At 60.3% G+C, this 21,394-nt stretch carries 17 protein-coding genes; 7 read left to right on the top strand and 10 right to left on the bottom strand.

Annotated features, from left to right (window positions below):
* Positions 1-2: 2 nt before the first annotated feature.
* The 10 genes from KZJ38_RS03510 to KZJ38_RS03465 all read right to left on the bottom strand — a co-directional run bounded on the left by KZJ38_RS03510 (position 3) and on the right by KZJ38_RS03465 (position 11,879).
* Positions 3-383, bottom strand: coding sequence for a DUF4150 domain-containing protein (locus KZJ38_RS03510; protein WP_219798795.1), 381 nt, complete (start codon positions 381-383; stop codon positions 3-5).
* 33 nt (positions 384-416) lie between these two features.
* Complete coding sequence (locus tag KZJ38_RS03505) at positions 417-1,751, bottom strand: DUF2169 family type VI secretion system accessory protein (RefSeq protein ID WP_219798794.1); 1,335 nt, start codon at positions 1,749-1,751, stop codon at positions 417-419.
* Between the two features lie 46 nt (positions 1,752-1,797).
* Positions 1,798-3,918, bottom strand: a complete 2,121-nt coding sequence (locus tag KZJ38_RS03500; RefSeq protein ID WP_219798793.1) for a type VI secretion system Vgr family protein — start codon at positions 3,916-3,918, stop codon at positions 1,798-1,800.
* 144 nt (positions 3,919-4,062) lie between these two features.
* Positions 4,063-5,955, bottom strand: a complete 1,893-nt coding sequence (gene tssF, locus KZJ38_RS03495) for a type VI secretion system baseplate subunit TssF (protein ID WP_219798792.1) — start codon at positions 5,953-5,955, stop codon at positions 4,063-4,065.
* A complete protein-coding gene (locus tag KZJ38_RS03490; RefSeq protein ID WP_246641631.1) occupies positions 5,955-7,031 on the bottom strand; it encodes a type VI secretion system protein TssA in 1,077 nt (358 codons plus the stop codon). Before KZJ38_RS03490 ends, tssF (KZJ38_RS03495) begins: the two co-directional genes overlap by 1 nt.
* Positions 7,028-8,068, bottom strand: a complete 1,041-nt coding sequence (tssG, locus tag KZJ38_RS03485) for a type VI secretion system baseplate subunit TssG (RefSeq protein ID WP_219800098.1) — start codon at positions 8,066-8,068, stop codon at positions 7,028-7,030. Before tssG ends, KZJ38_RS03490 begins: the two co-directional genes overlap by 4 nt.
* 50 nt (positions 8,069-8,118) lie before the next feature.
* Positions 8,119-10,008 carry a type VI secretion system baseplate subunit TssF gene (gene tssF, locus KZJ38_RS03480; RefSeq protein WP_219798791.1) on the bottom strand — a complete coding sequence of 630 codons (1,890 nt, stop codon included), beginning with the start codon at positions 10,006-10,008 and terminating at the stop codon, positions 8,119-8,121.
* Between the two features lie 28 nt (positions 10,009-10,036).
* Positions 10,037-10,588, bottom strand: coding sequence for a type VI secretion system baseplate subunit TssE (gene tssE, locus KZJ38_RS03475; protein WP_219798790.1), 552 nt, complete (start codon positions 10,586-10,588; stop codon positions 10,037-10,039).
* Positions 10,585-11,451, bottom strand: a complete 867-nt coding sequence (locus KZJ38_RS03470; RefSeq protein ID WP_219798789.1) for a type VI secretion system accessory protein TagJ — start codon at positions 11,449-11,451, stop codon at positions 10,585-10,587. Before KZJ38_RS03470 ends, tssE begins: the two co-directional genes overlap by 4 nt.
* Before the next feature lie 14 nt (positions 11,452-11,465).
* Positions 11,466-11,879 (bottom strand): TagK domain-containing protein, encoded by a 414-nt coding sequence (locus KZJ38_RS03465; protein WP_219798788.1) that lies wholly within the window; start codon positions 11,877-11,879, stop codon positions 11,466-11,468.
* 699 nt (positions 11,880-12,578) lie between these two features.
* Between KZJ38_RS03465 and tssH the strand changes: the two genes are divergently transcribed.
* The 7 genes from tssH to tssL all read left to right on the top strand — a co-directional run bounded on the left by tssH (position 12,579) and on the right by tssL (position 21,380).
* Complete coding sequence (gene tssH / locus KZJ38_RS03460) at positions 12,579-15,281, top strand: type VI secretion system ATPase TssH (protein ID WP_219798787.1); 2,703 nt, start codon at positions 12,579-12,581, stop codon at positions 15,279-15,281.
* A gap of 62 nt (positions 15,282-15,343) precedes the next feature.
* On the top strand, positions 15,344-15,889 hold the full coding sequence (gene tssB / locus KZJ38_RS03455) for a type VI secretion system contractile sheath small subunit (RefSeq protein WP_219798786.1): 546 nt from the start codon (positions 15,344-15,346) through the stop codon (positions 15,887-15,889).
* Positions 15,890-15,945: 56 nt separating this feature from the next.
* Positions 15,946-17,439, top strand: a complete 1,494-nt coding sequence (gene tssC / locus KZJ38_RS03450; RefSeq protein WP_219798785.1) for a type VI secretion system contractile sheath large subunit — start codon at positions 15,946-15,948, stop codon at positions 17,437-17,439.
* 125 nt (positions 17,440-17,564) lie between these two features.
* Positions 17,565-18,047, top strand: a complete 483-nt coding sequence (locus tag KZJ38_RS03445; protein WP_219798784.1) for an Hcp family type VI secretion system effector — start codon at positions 17,565-17,567, stop codon at positions 18,045-18,047.
* Positions 18,048-18,125: 78 nt separating this feature from the next.
* Entirely contained in the window at positions 18,126-18,683 is a 558-nt protein-coding gene (gene tssJ / locus KZJ38_RS03440) for a type VI secretion system lipoprotein TssJ (RefSeq protein ID WP_219798783.1), read from the top strand.
* A complete protein-coding gene (tssK, locus tag KZJ38_RS03435) occupies positions 18,652-19,998 on the top strand; it encodes a type VI secretion system baseplate subunit TssK (RefSeq protein WP_219798782.1) in 1,347 nt (448 codons plus the stop codon). Before tssJ ends, tssK begins: the two co-directional genes overlap by 32 nt.
* 113 nt (positions 19,999-20,111) lie before the next feature.
* Complete coding sequence (gene tssL / locus KZJ38_RS03430; protein ID WP_425518312.1) at positions 20,112-21,380, top strand: type VI secretion system protein TssL, long form; 1,269 nt, start codon at positions 20,112-20,114, stop codon at positions 21,378-21,380.
* Positions 21,381-21,394 lie beyond the last annotated feature (14 nt).

The raw sequence follows: 21,394 nt of genomic DNA, 5'->3' as shown, positions 1-21,394 counted from the left end.
TGTCAGGGCCCATTCATCCAGAAGAGATCGTTACTGCGAACGATGGCTTTGCCCTGAAACTTCACCGTATTGCTGTGCAATAGCGGTCTCGTCTTTTGTGCCGTCGTCCCGCTCTTGACGCCACCTAGCGTGCCGGCTTCCCCTCCTTGTGTGGTCGGTACGAAGCTATCGGCATAGACGAACGCGGGGTCACCCCTCACATTCACGGTGGTTGTCGTCGCTTGTGCCGAGCCAAGCGTCGCGGTGACCTGATAAGGAACTGGAACCGGAACGCTGCCCATCGGCGTCAGGCAAACGTCCGGGACGAGACTGATAATCAACCATGCGCCATCCCGGCGCGCAGTAAGTGCAGTGGCCATCGCGAGAGATATTTCAAAGGTCACGGCGGCGGATTGCCACCGAATAAAGAGGCGCTTTCACACGGGCTTGCGGAACGGCTCCGGCTGCCGATGGACCCACGCTTCCACGCGTTCAATGTCAGGCTTCTCGGCGAACTGGACGCGATGCGTGAGCGTCAACGACATCGCGTCGGTATCGATGACGAGCGTGTCGGTCATCATCGGTACAGGCAGCCCTAAACCGTCGTGCAAATAGATGTGCACGAAAGGCCAGTCTTCGGGCAAGTCGACCCGGAGATACCCATCCGACGTGTGTGCCGGATCAGCAAGGTTCCACAACTCGATACGGGCATCCGGCGGAAGCGCCTCGATTTGCTGGTCTCTCGGCGCGCAGTTCCAGTATCCGAAGTCGTAGTCGTGAGGCAGGTAGGGCCAACGCACGCTTTTCCATTTCTCGTTGAATGTCCCCGCCAATTGCAGTCTAGGAACCCAGCACCGCCCGACGATACCCAAGCCGGCGGGGTGGTGGCCGTAGCCTTGTACGATACGGATAAATTCATCCGGATTCGCTGCATCGAACCGATCCGGATGGCGCGTCTGAACCGGCTGCTGAACCCCCTGCTGCGGCGCCTCGATTTGAGGCGCCGGCAGTCGCACAAGCGGTTCCTGCTGCGCGTCACGCAACGCGTCGAAATGGCGCTGCTCAATCCATCCGCAACCCAGCGGATTGCTGTAGCAGACTTCGTTCAGAAGGAATTCCGGTTGCTTCGGATCATGCGCATGCGCAGGATTGCGCACCACGCTGCTGCCGCCGAACGCATGTTCCCAGCGCATGGGGACGTGCGTCGCAGCTTGAGGGTTGCTCAGCCGCCACCCGTCCCCATGACGCTGAAACTCACGCTGACCGCTTATACGTAAGGACTTTTCGAGCAAGACCGTCTGCGAAGCCGTCCGTTCCGGCTCAACGGACTGCGCGGCCGGCACAGGCCAGCGCTCCTCATAACGCGCGTCCAACTCAGGATTGAGATGGAGCATAGACGTCACGTTCCGGTGCGACGTGACGACGTCGAATGACGAGGCTGGCGCGCTGATCCTGACTCGCACGTCCCACCCGGCTGCCGGCTTGCCTTGCGGCGCGTATGCGCTGCCACGGAAAATCACGTCACAGCGCGGCTTATAGTGCGCAAGGTCGCTTTCTTCCCGGACACTGCTGTGATTCGCATCGCCATAGTATTCGTCCTTCATGCATAAAGCGGGCGCTTCTTCCAGAGTCTTCGCGATGAAGTGACCCGCCTTGCCCGCCGGCTCCAGCCTGTAACCGACTTTCACCACGGCCACGTGAAATTTTTCGTCTTCCAGATCCAGCCCGCTAAAGCAAAGCGCAGAAAACGGCGTTCTGTTAACGAACTCCACGAACAAACCCTCCATTGGTTTTTGGGAATAGCAAGGCGCGATCCGATCAGTTGATGTCCACGACACCGCCATTGATTCCCACCTGTTGCGCGCCCTGGATGCCAACGATCTTGCCGCTAATCACAATGTTTCCATTGCTCTCGAGCGATATAGCCGCCTGCCCGCATTGCAGCGTGAGCTTGTCTTTTGCGGTGTAAGCGGCCGTCCCTCCGGAACTGACGTTGAGCACCTTCCCCGCGCTGGCCTGCAGGTTCTGCCCGACGCTCAACTGATAATTGACGCCAACCGAATCCGTCCGCATGACTCCGACCGAATACATCCCGTTCATGCCAACCGATACCTCCTGACTGACGAGGGTCGAAATCATCCGGTTGAGTCCAACGACGACGGTCTCGTTCATACCAACGGCCTCGGTCCGGTTCATTCCGACCGCGATGGTCTCGTTCATCGCAACCGTTTCCGTGCGATTCTTCTGGACGTGCACTGTCTCGTTGCCGTCGATTTTCTTCTTCCGGTCATTCCCGACCCAGTGGCTCTCGTCGTGCTCCACTTCGATGCGCTGATCTTTCTCTGCGTGAATCCAGAGTTCTTCCGCGCCTGTCCTGTCCTCGAAGCGGATCGCATTCGCGTTCCCGTACGCGCCGTTTTTTGACGAACGTGTCAATGTTCCGCTTTGCGTCGCGTTATCGGGCAACGTCCACGGCGGCATCGATGCCGCGTTGTAAACCCGGCCCGTCACAATCGGTCGATCCGGATCGCCGTTCTCGAAATCGACAATCACTTCAGTCCCGACCCGGGGAATATTGATCGACCCATAGTTCGTGCCTGTCCACGGATAGGACACCCGAACCCAGCAGGAAGAGTTCTGGTCCTTCACCGGTGAACGGTCCCAGTGAAATTTCAGTTTGACCTGCCCGTACTCGTTGGTCCATATCTCGCTACCTGGCGCTCCCGTGACGATCGCGGTTTGCGGTCCGGTCGTGCGGGGCCTCGATATGGTTCGTCGCGGCCGATACATCGTATTGGCAGGCTGTACGTCGAATTCGGTCGTGATCGCATAGTCGCCGGTCTGCGTTGCATCGACGATTTCCCGACCGTCAAAGGTCGCGCCCAGCACCAGGTATTTCTGGTTCGCGCTCCCGACGGGATAGCGGTCGAGCTCAAACACCGTGCCGCACGCGATATTGCGCACGTTGCCCTTGCCATGACCGGTTTCACCCTCCGCGCGCAACTGCTGCATACGCACTCGAGCAAACGCATCGCCTTGCGCCGGGTCGACGTAATCGCCTGGCCATTCATAGCGCTCGAGCTGATTGTGCGCGGTATGCTGCGGCAACTCATTGCTCGCCGTGATAACGGCCTTCGGTTTGGTGAAGTCGTAGTCGTCGGTGGTCCATACACCCGGACGAAGACTCTGAGTAATATCGAACTCGCTAATGTGCTCCTCGTCGATGCGGCCGTCCGATGTCTTGTAGAGAAGCGTTCGATAGGCCTCACTGTCCGCGAATTTGTGCGCGCTGATCTGATCGACCAGTACCATGCGGTGAAAACCGTTCGAATGCTCGAAAAACCAGTAGATGCCGTGTTCCTGCATCAGACGCTGTATGAACGCGAAGTCAGATTCCCCGTACTGAACCTGATACTCGAGCTTCGCATAGTCATTGCTCAAGCGTTTGACATAGGAATACATGTATTGGTCCTTCAGCACGCTGTCGATAATTTCGACGACCGACTGCCGCTGGAAAATGCGGTAGTCGGTGCGCTGCCGGGCCAGCTCTATCCACGGCTTTATCGTGATCTGATAGTGGCTTTGACGGGCATTTCGACCGAGGTACTTCGCCGCGAAGACGAGTCCGCTGATCTCGCGTTTGCCGGCGCCCGTGTTTGCTTGCGGCGCAGGGCTCCGCGACGAGGCTCCGGCCCCATCGAGATCAATGGTGACGGTCAGCGATTTGCCGATCATGGCCTTCAGGTCGAGGTTCGATGTCAGCTCGTCGCTCAGCGACGGGTCAGCCGGCGTGTACAGGTGGAGCGAATACTCATAGATTTCGGATAAGCGCTCGGTGCCTCTGACAGAACGTAACTTAAGCAGCGGCTCGCCTGAAACCGACGTGGGAAGCGAGGCACCGCGTGCGGAAATCGTTCGGGTTGCTGTGAATTTCGGCATGGAATCGATTTTTCAATTTCGTCGGTGTTTTTTAAATATTCAACGCTAATTCGTCATGCAAACGAATTATATAAAGCATTCAATCGATTTCCGGACCGGATATGTGAAGAATTGAAAATTACTCATGGAATTGAATATCAGCATTTATGCGACACTGCGCATTCCCCTTCGTACCGGCCAACGCGCGATCAAGCCACGCTGAACGGAATGCATTTCTATCTGTACGAACGAGTGAATCGAAACCTGCCTCGAAAGATAATGTTCGAGCACGAGTCCAAGCAGATAGGGGCTGGTCCCCTGAAAACCGGATTCGTCGACACCGAGGCACACCCGCGCACCGCGTGCCAGCACGAAGTTCGTACTGCAAGGCAATTTTCTGGTTACGGTCTCCACGTGCATCGATACGATGCTATCGATCTGCGCTCGGCGCGCCGTGTCGTCCGGCATCACGAAAAGACGCAGTGTTTCCTGTAACGAATCGCTCGAAGCAACCGCGCGCGATGGCCTCAATAGCGCGTGTCCGAGGCTCAATTGGCAAATCAGCTTCCATGCGGTCTCACGCTGAGCGAGATATGAGCGGGGCGCGCTCGGGCGACAGACCAATCCGATCTGGGCGACAGGCATCGAGTGCATCGCCTCGAGATCGTCACAGCCGTCGTAGTCAAGCAGTTGAGGCAAGTCTCCGTTTGTCGCCAGGACGTCTGCTGAAAGGTAGTCAAGGCGCTCGGGATAGGGAAGACCATCGCGATCGACAAGCGAAACATAAATTTCGCTCGCTCTATGCGACGTGCGCGTGCCGTAACGGCGAGCGATATTGCCGCGCACCCTCGGGCCACGCCGCACCGCATAGTAGCGTCCGTGGTCTCCTTCGTCGTCGTGTAGCACGTGGTGGCGCGGCACAAATTCGAGCTTTTCCGAATTCGCCTCAACGTGCCCGAATACGCGCTCCACGGCAAATACCTCGTAATCCAACGGATGCAACGGCATGGGGCGCAACGGTACCTCGAGGCTGCCTTCCACCAGTTCCGCGGAGTCGATCCTGAGTTGGAAGAGATTCACGACGGGCGTACAAAAAAGCGCGAAGTTTCCCGCGTCGACATGCCCCGCGAGTTCTATGGCCGACTGGCTCAGGAGCACGACGATCTCAGCTTCGGAGCCACCAAGATTGGCAAATGCGCCGTGCAATCCGGCGAGCGTGAAGAAGTAAAACCTCGACGGACAGGCAAAGTACTCATGCAACAGGTTTTGCCCATGAAACCTGGCTCGCTGCAAAGGCAACACGCTATGACCGGGATCCATGCCTTCGTGCACAAGCGCATCGCAATCGACGACATGAAGTTGCGCGCCGGCGGCGCCAAATTGTCCAGGTTCCGCGGTGACGGTTGCGATTGCCGCGACATGCAGCAGTTCGAACAGGCGAGACGAGCTTGACTCGGCACCCGTGAGATAGAAGGGCAACCGTTCGAGACCTTGTAGATCCGCGACCCTGCAACCGTTTGTCGTCCGCAACCGGATGCGCAAAGCACCCTTCACTGCGCCCGCCGCCGAGGAAATCCGGCGGTTAAGCGAAGGTATATCCGGTGGAACGCCGGTGAGGTGTGCGCTAACGACTTCGAGCGGATACAGTACGACGTCCTGACTGCTTTGATACTGGCACGCCGACTTCTCGCCCTCCGGCACTTTGCTTCTGAAGGTCGTGCCGCGCTTGACCAGAAAGCCGGCAGTCAGATCGCCTTCGCTGTGGTCAGGAAATAACCGCGCAACGGAGATGGCCGGCGTCGGCGCCGTATAGTTCGGGTAAATCGTCTGCAGCAGATCCTCGGTGAATTGCGGAAACTCCGCTGCCAGCCTCATCTGCATGCGCGCCGAAACGAAGCTGAACGCCTGTATCAATCGCTGCACGTAGGGATCATTGATTGCCGAGGCCTGCATGCCGAGTCGACGGCCAATCTTCGCGTGCGCGCTCGAAAACTCGTCCATCAGCTCGTGCAGGTAGAGCGCCTCCTGGTTATAGAACTCCGTCAGAAGAGAATCCATTACTCTCGTTCCCACTGCTCGATGAGCTCAACAGGAATCGCCCTGATAACCTCGATATAGCGCTTGCCCGCAAGCCGCTCGGCACGGCGCAGTAGAAGCGGAATGGGACTGCTCGGCTCATGCTGCTCGAACCAGACGCGTGCCTCGCGGATCCGGTCGAGTGCCGCGCTGCGATCGCAGAGCGCTGTACGCACAGCACCCATTTCGCCATCGACAACACGAGTCCGGGCGATCATCACCGATTCGACGACTTCTTCGACATCCTGAGCAACCGGCGACAGAAACGTTTCCGCAGCCGTGCTTGCAGGCATGTCCGCCGCTTCGATATCGGCTCCGCCCAGCCTCGTTCCCGCGTTCGCGATGTGCCCGAGCAGACGCGCAAGCGGAGCAAGGTCGGGAAAATGTGCTCCGAGATATTCCCGGCCCCACGCATCGATTACCTGCAGGTTGGCAAGCGCACTGTCGAAACCCATGAGCGCGTCGGGATTCTGCGCACGCAAATCCTCGATCTGGCGAATCACGGATTCCGGCGCAAGCGCATCGCTCGGTCGTGGCTGCGCGAAGGCGCGCTCCACGTCGCGCACCCGCAGGTGCGCGACACTGGAACGCGTAAGCGCGATATCGCGCACATCCGCGAGCAAGCCATCCACGTCAGTCAGCGCCAGCAACGCGTTTACGCGGATTTGCCCCGCTGCTTCCGGGTCTTCGTCGACGTCGGGTCGCGGGTGAATGGCGCTAGCAAAAGTGGTGAGCCACGCAGCGAGAAGACTCAATCCTTCCGCCGTCCCTACCTGCCCCGCGAGCCTCGTACGACACCGTGTGAATATCACAGCGAGGCGCACATCCTTGCTGCGCATCATCAAGCGCCGGCAATCGCGCTCGACGTCGCCCCAGTTGACGGGTTCCGGCACGCCGACGAAGTCGCCATACTGCGCGTCCATGCGCGCGGCAACATGCGCCGACAACACGACAAATTCCGGATCGTATTCGAGGTCGGCGCCGCACGGTGCGTCCGGCTCGATCGGCATCATCCAGTCATGGGACGACGCGAAGACGGCTTGATTTCCTCTGCTCATCGTTGCTTTCCTGTATCGGCGAAAGGTGTTTCATCCGCCCATCTCCGGTCCTTCATATACGCTTCGGGATCGAAACGCATGCCGGTGATAGGTTTGCCGCCTGGAGATGTTCCGAGCCATCCTGACCAGCCCAATTGCTGCGGTCCGCCGATCACGGCGGGAGGAGCATTGTCCGGATGGATCCGTAATTCGAGTTCCCAATCGAACTCGCGGTCGACGAAGCTACGCACCCAGTCGACAAGGGCCGACAGATCCGCACCTTGCGGCGTAAATCGCAGATATTCGCCAATACCCACCGGGCCAATCACGATCCGGAAGCGATACTGGCAGTCCGGCACCTGATCGCCGAGAATCGCCCCCTCGCCCATCGTGCACGTCGCGCCAGGCATGCCAAGGCGGCTACGGTCCTCGTCGGCGAGACTAATCCAATGAAACACGTACTCGTCGATCGACACGGGCACGCCGAAATAGCGCGCAATCGTCATGCGCAGACTGTCGGGATCGCGCGCCTCGCGCGCCAGATGCGTCGACGCGGCAAGCCGGGCATGAGCAGGAAGCGTCCGTTTGTCGATCTCCACGGCGTCCTGTCCCGACAGACATCCGACGTAGAACGAAAACCGCTCGCCTTCCGAACCCGCACGATCAAGTCCCGCCGCCGCAGACTGCGCACTGGCCCAGGTGCGGTACAGCTGTGTCAGATAGCGGTGGTGGAACACGTCGAGGAAATCGACCAGTGTGCTATCGCCGCGGTTTTCCTCCCGTTCGCGCGCGATTTCCGTCACATGGATCGGCAGAGGGCCGTTGGGTCCCAGCATGCCGAGCCCATATAACCGGAGGCGCAGACGCGCGCCGGCTTGCCCCACACCGGCGACTTCGCTCGGCGCGAATGTCAGGCTCGGCTTCTGTCCGAGGCGGAAAGGCTCGGCGTTTGGACGTCGGGCAGTCCCAATCGGATCGATGTCCGGGTCCGCCCCGACGCGGCGCATCAGGGAGAAAAACCCGTGACGCCAAGGCTGTGCGTGCAGTCGTTCGATCATGTCTTGCGAAAGCCCCGCTTCACGACCGGCAGAACCTGGCGTGGCGTGCGTCAACGGTGAGCTCCGCGAGTCGCGACGCGCGCGGGCCAACGCATCAGACATCCGCGCTGCATCGAATGCAACTCCGTCTGCGTGAAGGTGTTAATCGCGGCATGGCGCATCAGATATTGCTCGAGAACCAGTCCGAACAGATAAGGGCTGATACCCGAGAAACCGTCTTCGTCGACGGTCAGCAGGCACTCGATACCATTGGCGAACACCAGCGGTCCCTTGTTCGCCAGCTTGCGGGATACGCGCTGTGTCTTCATTCCAACAAGACTTTCGATCTGGCGCTGCTGTACCGCGTCGCTGCTCGCCGCGAAGAGTCGCAGAAGGTCGCGCAGACCGAGGCCACCGTGACGATGGCCGATCTCTTCGAACGACAGCGAGTTGACGTTGAGCTGACGAATCAGGCGCCACGCCATGTCCCTCCCGGAAAACGGCAATCCGGGAGCGCTGGGCGCGCAGGCAAGTCCGACGCTCGCCACCGGCGCAGCGTCGTCTCCGAATAGATCGTTCACTCCGTCACGCGGAACGAGCATCGGCAAGTCGCGATTGGTGAGCCACGCGTCCGCCGACAGAAAGCGAAGATTCGCACTGTATGGCGCCGCACGCTGGTCGACGAGCGACACATAGACCTCGGTGCCCGTGTACGGCGTGCGCGAACCGTGGCGTCGCGTCCAGTCGGACGCAACGCGCGACTCGCGTCTCACCGAAAAATAGCGGCCATAGTTACCTTCATCGCCGTTCAATGTCTGATACAGCGGCCGGAACACCTGCGACGAGGTAGCGTCAGCCGGGTAGGCATGCAACGCTTCGACCGCGAATACCTCATAGTCGAGCGGTGTCCGCCGCCTCGGCACAAGGTGGAATTCGGTCGCCGCCGATGACAGTTCGACACGGTCCGTACTTTGCCGGAACAGATTGACGACGGGCGTGCAAAAGAGCGCAAAGTGCGACGCATCGACGAGGCCAGCAAGCCGGTCCGGCGGACGATTGAGCAAGACGATGATCTCGACCTCCCGCCCCTGCACGCGCGAGAACGCGGCCGCAAGCCCCGTGAGCGCGAAGAAATGAAATCGGCGAGGACAAGCGAGGTATTCCCGAATCAGGTTATGCCCATGAAACTTCACCGGCGTGAGCGGCAAAAGTCCCTCATCCGCGTCGAGTCCTTCGTGCGCGACTGCATGCGGGCCGAGTGCGGCAACTACATTGCCCACATCGCCCGAGCCTGGTTCCACAACAAGCACAGCCGCACTGCCCGTATGCACGAGTTCGAAAAGATGCGATGCAGGGCGTTCTTCTCCGGTCAGGCAGACGGGCAGCCGGTCCAATGTGTGCAATTGCGCGAAAGTCGCGTCTCCCGTGATACGCAATCGGAACCTGAGGGCGCCGCGCACCTGTGTGTTCGCGGGCACAAAACGCGCGAGAGATGCAACATCGCGTGGAACGTCAGTGAGACTCGCACCCGCGATCTCGATGGGGTAAAGCACCACATCCTGGCTCGTGCGGAATTCGCAGGCCGTTTGCTCGCCGTGCGCGACGCGCCCGGTGAGCGGTGAGCCGCGCGCAATCTGAAAACCTTCAATGAGTCTTCTGTCCCGGACGTCCGGGAAAAAGCGCGCAACGGCAATCGAGGGCATTGGTTCGGTCAGGCCCGGATGGACGACCTCAAGCAGCCGGGCCGCGAAGCGCGGAAACTCGGTGTCGAGTTTCACGCGCGTGCGCGCCGTCAGATAGCAAAACGACTCGACAATCCGCTCTACATAGGGGTCAACCGGGTCGCCGGGCGTGATGCTTAGATGCCCCGCGATTTTCGGGTGCGCTTTGGCAAATTCAGCACCCGATTCCCGCAATGTCGCGAGTTCGTCGTTGTAGTAATCGAGCAGCCTCGAGTCCAAGCTGAAGTCTCCTGACGCGCGGACCGTACTATGCGCGGCCTGCAACCGCGCGCATGCGGCTCGTTTCGAGATCGAGCGTGCTTTGCACCATGAACTCGAGCGGATAAGGATTCATGCGAATCATGCCGCGAATCTCAAAGGCGAGATTGTTGTAAAGGCTGGTTCCGACATTGTTGTCGAGCGGCAGAACCGACAGCGAGTCGGCAATAAGGCGCGGCTCGAAATCCCGGATCGCGCGTTTGACCGCCTTCTCGACATCTTCCCAACGACAAGACGCCACATAGCCGCCAGCAAGCGGTGGCACGCCGAAATTCACAGTCGATGCCGCAGCGGCGGGATAGCGGCGACGATCGATCTGATCTTCGATATTCGTGCAATTCAGCAAATACGCGAGATCGCGCTGAATAATCTCGCGCATTTGTGTCCGCGAGACCGTATATTCGCCGGGCGCTTCGTGTGTGCGCCGCGGCGCGTCGTCGCGCAGACGATCGATCAGCGTCGGCAACAGATGTGTGTCCGCACGGCGCGGCACTGCGGCGCGGCCGCCGCGCTCCCGAATTTGCTGTGGCGTATTGCTCATGCCTGTATCTCCGCGCCGGCGTCACCTGCATGCATCGGTTCGCCGCATGCATCGGCCTCAAACGAGCACTCGTTCAGTTCGAAAACTCCGAAGTCTCCGGCCGGCGTCGTCCATGTCTTAAGACCGGCGCCAATCACACCGGTGCGCCCCACGTCCTGCCATATCGTCCTGCTTCCGGTCAGCAACGCATCCCGCTCGTCGTGCGGTACCTCCAGGCCCAACGGATACCGCGCCGGCATGAATCCATGCAGCACGGCGCCATCCTTCAGGGTCAGCACGCAAGGCGCCCACACGAAATCGATCGGCGCCGATGGACGTTCGATGCGCCAACTGCGGAGGTCCGCAAACGCCACCCATCGATAGCTGCCCGCCGCGATGATTTCGCAAACCGGGCCGAAGCGCGTGTCGCTGTCGCTAATCCAGTCAAAGCGCGTCGCATCGGCAACAACCGGTTCGAGCGGCGCGAGATCCAGGGCATGCTCCCGCGCGCGATCGGCGCCTTCGAGATTGCCGCGCGCGTGATGGTCCAAGGCGTCGAGCAGCCCACGCATCCACGCGGGCACGTCGTCACGGATGAATGCGGGCGTCTCTATGCCGGCCATCGCCTTTTCTCTCCATCGCTCAGCCCGGATGAGATCCCGATACAGTTGCACGAGGCGTTCGTTCGTGCGATCGAGCAGGCCGAGCGTCTGCAGTTGTTGCAGCGCGCGCTGCCACTCGCCTGCCACGCAAAGCGCCTGCGCTAGCGTCCAGCGGTGCGTCCGTTCTGCCGGTTCCGCGCGCACGCGTGCCTCACACGCCAGCATCCATTCATGCGGCGTAACGCCGGCTAATGCGCGTACGCCATGCTCAGACTGGCCCATCGTTTCTGCCTTCTTCAAAATGGTTCGAACGCCTGAGACAGCACGTCGCCGCGCAGGTGCTCCATCGACTGCATCGGGCTGTCGAGCGACAGCATGTGATGTTCACGCCTCGCCAGTTCGGGAGGCAGGGCATGGGTGTCGCGTAACGACGCCAATGCCTGCTGTTCAGGCGGCGCGAATAGCGACAGGACCTCGGGGATGTCTTCTCTCAGATGCGGCGACTCGACGTCGCGAAACGCACCGAATGCCTGTTCCATCGTGTTGATGTCGCCGAGAAACGCGGCGATTGGTGTGTCCGGACCGCCTTCCCACACATCGGCGCCGCTGCCGGTCTCGCTTTGCACGGTGGTCGAACCCACCCAGCCGTCGCGCGGCGCCTCGAGCGGAGATAGCAGTGCATCGCAATACCGCTCGTGCAACGTGTTCATGAAGGAAGCGCCGTCAACGTCTGCGTTCCCCGACTCGAAGGTCTCAACAGGATTTTGCCCGGCGAACTTCCCCGACCTGCCGAGCAGATCGAACACCGGACTTCCGCTCTCCCGCAACGTCTGTTGCCCGCTCCCGTTCAACAGATCGAGCGAGCCACACAGGCTCTCGAACGGATGAAGGCATTCGGCATGATTGCCCGGCCCCATTGCCAAGGTTTCCGGCTGCGCCACAAGTAAATTGTTCAATACGGCAAGCGAGCGGCTTCGCACCCGCATAACCAGCGAAACATTTCTTCCGTATGCACTTCCGCTCACTTTTGCGCCTCGCCACTTCAAGCGGCGGATTTAACCACGCGTTCAAATGCAAAGTCCACATTGCAATGTAGATTTTTGTAAATGCACCGTTTTCTTATTCGATGTCCGATGCTCGATATCCTCGCGCGCAGCGCGCTCCATCTATACGAGACACTTGCTCACACCGAATCGCACTCGATTGATCTTAATAAATATTTATATTTATGAGAGACATCCTTCACATCAGATTCGGCAATTTAATTTCGCTGATCTGTAATATTGGGTAATTTCACAAATTCAATCAGCATCCAGTTATTCGAACTCACCTACAATCGCCGCGAAAAATTCGATCGACCGCCAGTGCGCTTATAAAGCGCGCATTATCGATACATCCGCAATGACACAATGACCATTTCCCGGCAAACACTTTTCGGCAAGCTCGGCGTCACACTGTTTCGCAGCATCGAGTCGGCAACGACGCTATGCAAACTGCGCGGCAATCCCTATGTCGAGCTGACGCACTGGCTACATCAGTTACTCCAGCTTCCCGATGGCGACGTACAACGGATCGTTCGACATGCCGGCATCGAGCGTGATGCCCTGGAGCGCGATGTTTCGCGCGCGCTAACCGCATTGCCGGCTGGGGCGAGCTCGATCAGCGACTTCTCGCACCATCTCGAACTCGCCATCGAGCGGGCATGGGTGCTTGCCACGCTCGAGTTTTCCGAGCATCGCGTGCGCGGCGCATCGCTGATGGCAGCGCTGACCAGCACGCCCGAATTGAGGCGCCTGTTGCTTTCCATCTCTGCCGGGTTCGGCCGGATAGCGTCGGATGTGCCACGCGACACGTGGCTGGCATGGGTCAGCGGGTCACCGGAGGCCGACGATGCGCCCTATGACGACACCGACCTTCTGCCCACCTTGCCAGGCGAATCATCCGGTGCGACGGCAGCGACGGGCAAGCTTGCTGCTCTCGAACAATACTGTGTCGACCTCACCGACCACGCGCGTGCAGGCACAATCGACCCAATCGTCGGACGGCAGCGTGAGATCCGGACAATGATTGACGTGCTGTTGCGGCGCCGTCAGAACAACCCCCTGCTCACGGGTGAAGCCGGCGTCGGCAAGACAGCTGTGATCGAGGGCCTCGCGCTTGCGATCGCCAAGCGCGATGTCCCCCCCGCTCTGGTCGAAGCACGTGTGCTGTCGCTCGACGTTGCAGCGCTGCTCGCCGGCGCAAGCATGAAGGGAGAGTTCGAGGCGCGGCTCAAGCACGTCCTCGAGGCCGCGACGAAGTCCCAAAAGCCCGTCATTCTATTTGTCGATGAAATTCACACACTTGTGGGCGCTGGCGGGCAAACCGGCACCGGCGACGCGGCCAATCTTCTGAAGCCGGCGCTCGCGCGAGGCGCAGTACGTGTGATCGGCGCGACAACGTGGTCCGAATACAAACGGCACATCGAAAAAGACCCCGCGCTTACGCGACGCTTCCAGATGCTGCAGGTGTCCGAGCCCGAAGAGCCGATGGCCGTCGACATGGTTCGGGGCCTCGTCGCCGCTTTTTCAGACCATCATCGTGTCATTGTGCGCGACGAGGCCGTGCGCGCAGCCGTTTTCCTGTCGCATCGATACATTCCATCCCGCCAGTTGCCGGACAAGGCGATCAGCCTGCTCGACACCGCCTGCGCGCGTGTTGCGCTGTCGCAGCATGCTGCGCCTCGCGAATTGCAGGACGTCCGGCAACGCTTGCAGGCAGCGCACGTGGAACTGCAGCTACTGGAACAGGAAGCGCGCGTCGGGCTCGACGTGACCCGGGCCATCGTCACCGCGCGTGGCCGCATTGCCGGACTCATTACTGAGGATGCGGCGATCTCGCTCCGGTGGGATACGCAGCGTCACGCCGCCCAGACATTGATCGACGCACGTGCGTCGCTATGCGCCGCGGGCGATGCCGGCATGGAACCCGTGCCGCAAGCACTGACCTCGGTCGACGAGCTACAGAATCTCGAAGCCGCGCTCAAGGAATGCCAGGGCGAGACGCCTTTCGTCAGAGCCGAGGTCGACGAGGCCGTCGTTGCCGAGATCGTCTCGGACTGGACTGGTATTCCAGTGGGCCAAATGGTGAAGGACGAGGTAGCCGCGTTGAAAACGCTGCCGCAAACGATCGCTTCACGTGTGATCGGGCAGGAAAGCGCATTGCATCAGATCTGCGCACGCGTGCAGACGGCACGCGCCGGATTGATGGATCCGACCAGACCGCGCGGCGTATTTCTGCTGGCCGGCCCCTCCGGGGCGGGCAAGACCGAAACAGCACTTGCACTTGCCGAGGCGCTCTATGGCGGTGAACAGAACCTGATCACGATCAACATGAGCGAGTATCAGGAAGCCCACACGGTGTCTGGCCTCAAGGGTGCGCCTCCCGGCTATGTGGGTTACGGCGAGGGTGGCGTGCTGACCGAAGCCGTGCGCCGACGCCCTTATTCCGTCGTGCTGCTCGACGAGATCGAGAAAGCGCATCGCGACGTGCACGAAGTCTTCTTTCAGGTGTTCGACAAAGGCTACATGGAGGACGGTGACGGTCGTTACATCGACTTTCGCCACACGACAATCCTGCTCACAAGCAACGCAGGCGCCGAACTGATTTCGGCGCTTTGCGCCGACTCCGCGCTTGCGCCCGACCAGGACGGATTGCGCCATGCGCTCACAGCCGAATTGCTCAAGGTGTTTCCTGCCGCGTTCCTTGGCCGGGTGACGCTAGTGCCCTACCGTCCTCTCACGTCTGATTCCCTCGCGCGCATCGTCGCTTTGAATCTGGAGCGCGTCGTCCGAAGAATGGCCGACAGCCACGGTATCGCACTGAGCTTCGACGATGAAGTCGTCGATTACATCGTCAAGCATTGCCTTGTTCAGGAAACAGGTGCGCGCGTTCTGATCAGCTTCATCGAGCAACATGTATTGCCAGGTCTCGCAGCACTGTGGCTCGACGCGTTTCCGGCAAAGCGCGTGCCGGCAGCCGTTCGCGTCGGCATCCTCGACCCGGACGCCCCGCCCAGGGACGCCATCGTATTTGAAATCGCCGACATGCAGTGCGCGCCGCCGCCGGCCTGACCCCGAAGCACCGTTTTTTCTGCCTGAGTAATCAGGCCATTCACAATTTTACGGAGTACTGCATGACCCTTGTTCATTCGAACAGCGCTCAGAAGTTGATCGCACAAAACCGCGCGCCGCGTGTGCAGATCGAATATGACGTCGAGATCTATGGCTCGGAAAAGAAGGTCGAACTTCCATTCGTCATGGGCGTACTCGCCGACCTTTCCGGCAAGCCGGTGGGCTCGCTTCCGGCCGTTTCGGATCGTCGCTTTCTTGATATCGATATCGATAATTTCGATGAGCGCATGAAGGCGATCAGGCCGCGCGTCGAGTTCACGGTACCCAACACGCTCACCGGACAGGGACACGTGCTGGTGGACGTAACCTTCGAGAGCATGGAGGACTTCTCACCCGCGGCGGTCGCTCGCAAGGTCGAACCGCTGAGTCAATTGCTCGATGCCCGCACGCAATTGGCCAATTTGCAGACCTATATGGACGGCAAGTCAGGAGCCGAGGCGCTTGTCAATAAGTTGCTCGCCGACCCGGCACTGCTCAAGACCCTCGCCACCACGCCGCCGGTCAGGCGTGAGCCCGACTCCCCGGCAGCGGAACCGGTTCAGATCTAGACGCACGCACGCCAACTACGTCAGCACCGATCATGACCAACCAGAAGTAATCGACCATGGCAAAACAAACCACACAAGCCACCGCTTCGACGACTCACGCGCAGAACGAATTCCACCATCTGCTCGCACAGGAATTCCGTCCGAAAACGGAGCAGGCACGCAAGTCGGTGGAGTTCGCGGTGCAGACGCTTGCCGAGCAGGCGTTACGGCAGTCGCTCACGCTCAGCGACGATGCTTACAAAAGCATCGAAGCAATCATCGCGCAAATCGATCACAAGCTCTCCGAGCAGATCAATCTGATCCTTCACCATGAAGACTTCCAGAAGCTGGAGTCCGCGTGGCGTGGCCTGCATCACCTCGTATCGAACACGGAAACAGACGAACGCATGAAGATTCGCTTCATGGACGTCTCCAAGGAAGAGCTGCGCCGCTCGATGAAGCGCTACAAGGGCCTTGCATGGGATCAAAGCCCGCTCTTCAAACAGATCTACGAAGAAGAGTACGGCCAGCTCGGCGGCGAGCCATATGGCTGCCTCGTCGCCGACTACTACTTCGATCACACGCCTCAGGATGTCGATCTGCTCGGCTCCATCGCGAAAATCGCAGCGGCCTCGCATACGCCGTTCATCTCCGGTGCCGCACCGTCGGTCCTGCAAATGGAGTCGTGGCAAGAACTCGCGAATCCGCGCGACCTCACGCGGATATTTGCCCAAAACCTCGAATACGCGCCATGGAACTCGTTGCGCAATACTGAAGACGCTCGATACATCGGACTTGCCATGCCGCGCTTTCTGTCGCGGCTGCCTTATGGCGCGCGCACCAATCCGGTCGATGAGTTCGATTTCGAGGAAGACACGAACGGCCCCGATCATCGCAACTACACGTGGTCGAACGCCGCTTATGCGATGGGCGTCAACATCAACCGGTCGTTCAAACTGTATGGCTGGTGCTCGCTCATCCGGGGCGTCGAATCCGGCGGCACCGTCGAGGGGTTGCCGTGCCACGCATTCCCGACTGACGACGGCGGGATCGATGTGAAGTGCCCGACCGAGATCGCCATCTCCGATCGCCGCGAAGCGGAGCTTTCGAGAAATGGCTTTATCCCGCTCGTCTATCGCAAGAACACGAATCACGCCACGTTCATCGGTGCGCAGTCGCTGCAAAAGCCAACTGAATACCATGACCCCGATGCGTCCGCGAATGCCAACCTCTCTGCGCGCTTGCCTTATCTCTTTGCATGCTCGCGCTTTGCGCACTACCTGAAGTGCATCGTACGCGACAAGATCGGCACGTTCCGCGAGCGCGAAGACATGCAGCGTTGGTTGAACGAATGGATCATGAATTACGTCGACGCGGACCCCGCGAATTCATCGCAGGAAACGAAAGCCCGGCGCCCGCTCGCGGCGGCCGAAGTGGTCGTCGAGGAGATCGAGGACAACCCCGGCTACTACCAGGCCAAGTTCTTCTTGCGGCCGCACTTCCAGCTCGAAGGGCTGACTGTGTCCTTGCGGCTCGTCGCACGTTTGCCGTCGGTCAAGGCGGCTGCCTGAAGTATCGGGAGACCAGCAGACCAATCCAGCCTGATCCGGCGCAAGCGGACGGCTCCGTCAGAGTTCCTCGAATGCGGCGCGAGCCGTGGAACACGTTAGTCGCTTTTTAAAAAAGGGAGTATTAGATGGCACAAGACATTTTCATCAAGATCAATGGCATCGATGGCGAATCCCAGGATGCCAGCCATAAGAACGAAATCGAAGTCAGAAACTGGACATGGGAGATCTCGCAGCAGTCGATGATGCACATGGGATCGGGCGGCGGCGCGGGTAAGGCAACCATCGAGGACCTGAGCTTCGAACATCTGGTCGACCGCGCGAGTCCGAACCTGATGAAGTATTGCTTGACCGGCAAACACATCGACCAGGCCGTGCTTACCGTGCGCAAGGCCGGTGGCAATCCGCTCGAGTATCTGAAGATCACGATGAGCGATGTGCTCGTGACCCGGGTGCATCCGTCGGGCAGCAACAGCGAAAACGGCATCCGCGAACTCGTGCGCCTGTCCTTCTCACGCGTCAAGCAGGAGTACGTGGTCCAGAACGCGCAAGGCGGCAGCGGCGGCGCGGTGACGGCCGGCTACGACATCAAGCTGAACAAGGAAGCGTAACGCGCTGACTTACCGGGCTCTGTCCGCGCCTCGCGAGACAGGGCCCATTGATGCCCGACACCTTGCCCGCTTTCTTTGATGCGCCCGCTTATCTTCGTACTTGCAATGGTCTGTGCGACCGGGCTCGCCGCCTGCGTCAGCAGCCGTCTCGCGCCGCCCCGTGAACCGGTCAGATTGAACCTGACGGTAACCGCGTCGCCGGAAGTCAATCGTGATGGACAAAACCGCGCGGCACCGATCGTTGTGCGCCTGTACGAATTGAAGTACGCCGCGACCTTCGAGGATACCGACTTCTTCTCGCTTCAGGACAAGGACAGGACCGTGCTCGCGGACGACCTCATCTCGCGCGAGCAGTTCCAGCTTCGCCCCGGCGAAAGCAGGACCATCCAGCGCGACGCCAATCAGGCGACGACCGTGCTCGGCATCGTGGCGGCTTACAGGGATCTGCCTCATTCCGTGTGGCGCGCGTCGTGGCCGCTGCCGCCGGCCCCTGCGAGCGCCTGGTATCGCGTACCGCCGACGCTCAAATTGAAGATCAATCTGGACGCAAACGCGATCGTGATTTTCGATGAACAACAGAACAGACAGTTAATGGATTTAACGAATGAGTTGGTACAACAAGGTCGTCTGGAATGAAGGGCTCTTTCTTCGCCCCCAGCTCTTTCAGCAGCAGGAACGCTACCTCGAACAGTACGCGCACAAGCGCGTCGCGCCGCTTTCACCGTTCTTCTTCGGTTTCAATCATTTCGCGATCGACAGGGAAGCGCTCGCGCTGGGCAAGGTGATCGTCAAAGCGGTGGACGGCGTGTTCGCCGACGGTACGCCGTTCAGCGCGCCCGGCGATGCCCCGCCTCCCGAGCCGCTCACCATTCGCGCCGAGCATCTCGAACAGGTGATTCATCTGGCGGCGCCGATTCGCATGCCCAACGGCGAGGAGACCACCTTCGATGCCGGCGCCGATTCCCTCGCCCGCTACGCGGTATTCGACACCGAACTGCGCGATACGAACTCCATTGGCCAGGGCGCCAAATCCGTACAGTTGTCGAGGCTTCGTCTACGGCTCGTGCCTGAGAAAGAACTGACGGACGGCTGGCTCGGGCTACCGCTTGCCAAGGTAAAGATCATCAGGGCGGACGGCAGCATTGAGCTCGACGAAACGCTCGTGCCCCCCGTTTGCGGCTACGGAGCAAGCGCACTACTCGAATCGTGGCTTGGTCAGATTCATGAGCTCACGCGCCTGCGCGCGGACGCGCTCGCGAAGCGCCTGACCGGCAACGACGGCAAGGCCGGCTCCGTCGCCGAAGTGTCCGACTACCTGCTTTTGCAGACGCTGAACCGTTACGAACCGCTTCTGCAACATCTACGCAGAGTGCCGACAACGTCCCCGGTAGAACTTTACTCACTACTCACGGCAATGGCCGGCGAACTGTCGACTTATGTGCGCTCCAGCACGCGTCGCCCGCTCGCGAGCCATCCGCCGTATCAGCACATCGAACCGCATTCGTGCCTGCGGCCTGTCGTCGAAGACACGCATTGGCTGCTGAACGCCGTACTCGTGCGCAGCGCACAAGCCATTGCACTCGAAGACTCGAAATACGGGATGCGCAACGCGGTCGTCAATCCCGCCGAGCTGCGAAGCTTCACTTCCGTGGTGCTGGCCGTCTCCGCGGCGATGCCGCCCGACGTCCTCGTCGCACAGTTCGCCACGCAGGCCAAAATGGGGCCATCCGCGCATCTGCCCGATCTCGTGCGCGCGCATTTGCCCGGCATCACGCTACAAGCCTTGCCGGTGCCCCCACGCCAGATTCCATTCAACTCCGGATATGTGTACTTCGAACTGTCCCGCTCCGGCCCACTGTGGGAAGCGGTCGCGCAGCATGGCGGAATCGCGTTGCACGTCGCCGGAGATTTTCCGCAACTCAAGCTCGAGTTGTGGGGCGTGCGCGGCTAGCCGCCTCGCACCTATCAAAGGGCGCGCAACCATAAGGTGTCGCGCCCGGACATCATGACTTCATGGGGATCACAGTGAACTCGCAAGCGGGATTTCCTATTTTTGGAACGGGATTGCCTTCTCGCGACGGCTTCGCGTTGGGCAGCCCGAACGAACCCGTTCATCACGCCGCCTCGCGCGATCCGAACATCGCACCGCCCGGCGTCATACCGCCCGGGGAGCCATACGCCGCGCGTCTTCACGCCGTTGAGACAGCGCACAATCCGCTGCTCGAAGCGGCGCGTCCACTGTTGCGCGCGCTCGCCGATATGCCCGAAGATCTCGCGCTGCAAGGAATCGACCAGCTGCATTTGCTGCTCAAGCATGAAGTGCGCATCTTTCAACGCCTGTGCGAGGAGGCCAACGTTCGCCGGGATCATATGATCGGCGCGCGCTATTGCCTGTGTACCGCGCTCGACGATGCCGCGACGCAGACGCAGTGGGGCAAGCGGGAGACCGGCGTACGCTGGATCGCGACGGGCCTCGCCACCGAGTTCCACGAAGACCGTCAAGGCGGCGACAAGATCTATCTGCTGATCGGCAGACTCATGACGGACCCGCGCGAACATATCGATCTGCTCGAGCTGATCTATCGCGTCTTGAGCCTCGGCTTCATCGGGCGCTATCGGCATGAAGTGGACGGTGCGCGCAAGCACGACGCTGTGCGCAAGAGAATCTACAACGAGATCCAGATGCACCGCGGAGCCGTGGCGATTGCGCTATCGCCGCACGTGCAGTCCGACGCGCAAGGAAAGCGCATATCGATACACGACTTCCCGGTCTGGCGCTCGTTCGCCGTCGCATGCATCGTGCTAGCCGCGCTCTTTTGCTGGTTCAAGTATCAGCTGTTGCAGCGCGTCGGTATCGTTGAAGACCAGATTATCGAGATCGGCAAGATGTTGCCGCGCCCCGCCCGTCTGCCGCGCCTGAAGGAGCTGCTGCGCGACGAGATTGCCGCAGGCACGGTAAGCGTCGATGAGGACACGCGCCATAGCGCGGTGACATTCCGCGGCGATTCGATGTTTACGCCCGGCGGCGTCAATGTCAACCCATCGATGGGTTCGTTGATGGCGAAGCTCTCCAACGAGATCAACAAGGTTCCTGGAAAGGTTGTCATCACTGGTTACACCGACAACCGGCCAATCCACACCGGCCCATTTGCGTCGAACCTCGAACTCTCGCACGAGCGCGCGTCGGAGGTCGCACGAATGCTGCAGGCCGCGGGCGTGCAGGCGTCGCGCCTCGAGGTAGTCGGCAAAGGCGACGCCGACCCCATCGGTGACAATTCCACTGTGCAAGGCCGTGCGCAGAACCGTCGCGTCGCAATCGCCGTTACGCCCTAGCTCCCCCGCATCCG

Source organism: Paraburkholderia edwinii (genome assembly GCF_019428685.1).
Taxonomy (GTDB): Bacteria; Pseudomonadota; Gammaproteobacteria; order Burkholderiales; family Burkholderiaceae; genus Paraburkholderia; species Paraburkholderia edwinii.
Note: the sequence above shows the minus strand (reverse complement) of the source record. Positions and strands in the feature narration are given on the sequence as shown.

What these genes read in the sequence shown, in the direction of transcription:
- KZJ38_RS03500 (WP_219798793.1), bottom strand. Translation starts at nt 3,918, where the DNA reads ATGCCGAAATTCACAGCAACCCGAACGATTTCCGCACGCGGTGCCTCG.
- tssF (WP_219798792.1), bottom strand. Translation starts at nt 5,955, where the DNA reads ATGGATTCTCTTCTGACGGAGTTCTATAACCAGGAGGCGCTCTACCTG.
- KZJ38_RS03490 (WP_246641631.1), bottom strand. Translation starts at nt 7,031, where the DNA reads ATGAGCAGAGGAAATCAAGCCGTCTTCGCGTCGTCCCATGACTGGATG.
- tssG (WP_219800098.1), bottom strand. Translation starts at nt 8,068, where the DNA reads ATGATCGAACGACTGCACGCACAGCCTTGGCGTCACGGGTTTTTCTCC.
- tssE (WP_219798790.1), bottom strand. Translation starts at nt 10,588, where the DNA reads ATGAGCAATACGCCACAGCAAATTCGGGAGCGCGGCGGCCGCGCCGCA.
- KZJ38_RS03470 (WP_219798789.1), bottom strand. Translation starts at nt 11,451, where the DNA reads ATGGGCCAGTCTGAGCATGGCGTACGCGCATTAGCCGGCGTTACGCCG.
- KZJ38_RS03465 (WP_219798788.1), bottom strand. Translation starts at nt 11,879, where the DNA reads ATGAACACGTTGCACGAGCGGTATTGCGATGCACTGCTATCTCCGCTC.
- tssH (WP_219798787.1), top strand. Translation starts at nt 12,579, where the DNA reads ATGACCATTTCCCGGCAAACACTTTTCGGCAAGCTCGGCGTCACACTG.
- tssB (WP_219798786.1), top strand. Translation starts at nt 15,344, where the DNA reads ATGACCCTTGTTCATTCGAACAGCGCTCAGAAGTTGATCGCACAAAAC.
- tssC (WP_219798785.1), top strand. Translation starts at nt 15,946, where the DNA reads ATGGCAAAACAAACCACACAAGCCACCGCTTCGACGACTCACGCGCAG.
- KZJ38_RS03445 (WP_219798784.1), top strand. Translation starts at nt 17,565, where the DNA reads ATGGCACAAGACATTTTCATCAAGATCAATGGCATCGATGGCGAATCC.
- tssJ (WP_219798783.1), top strand. Translation starts at nt 18,126, where the DNA reads ATGCGCCCGCTTATCTTCGTACTTGCAATGGTCTGTGCGACCGGGCTC.
- tssK (WP_219798782.1), top strand. Translation starts at nt 18,652, where the DNA reads ATGAGTTGGTACAACAAGGTCGTCTGGAATGAAGGGCTCTTTCTTCGC.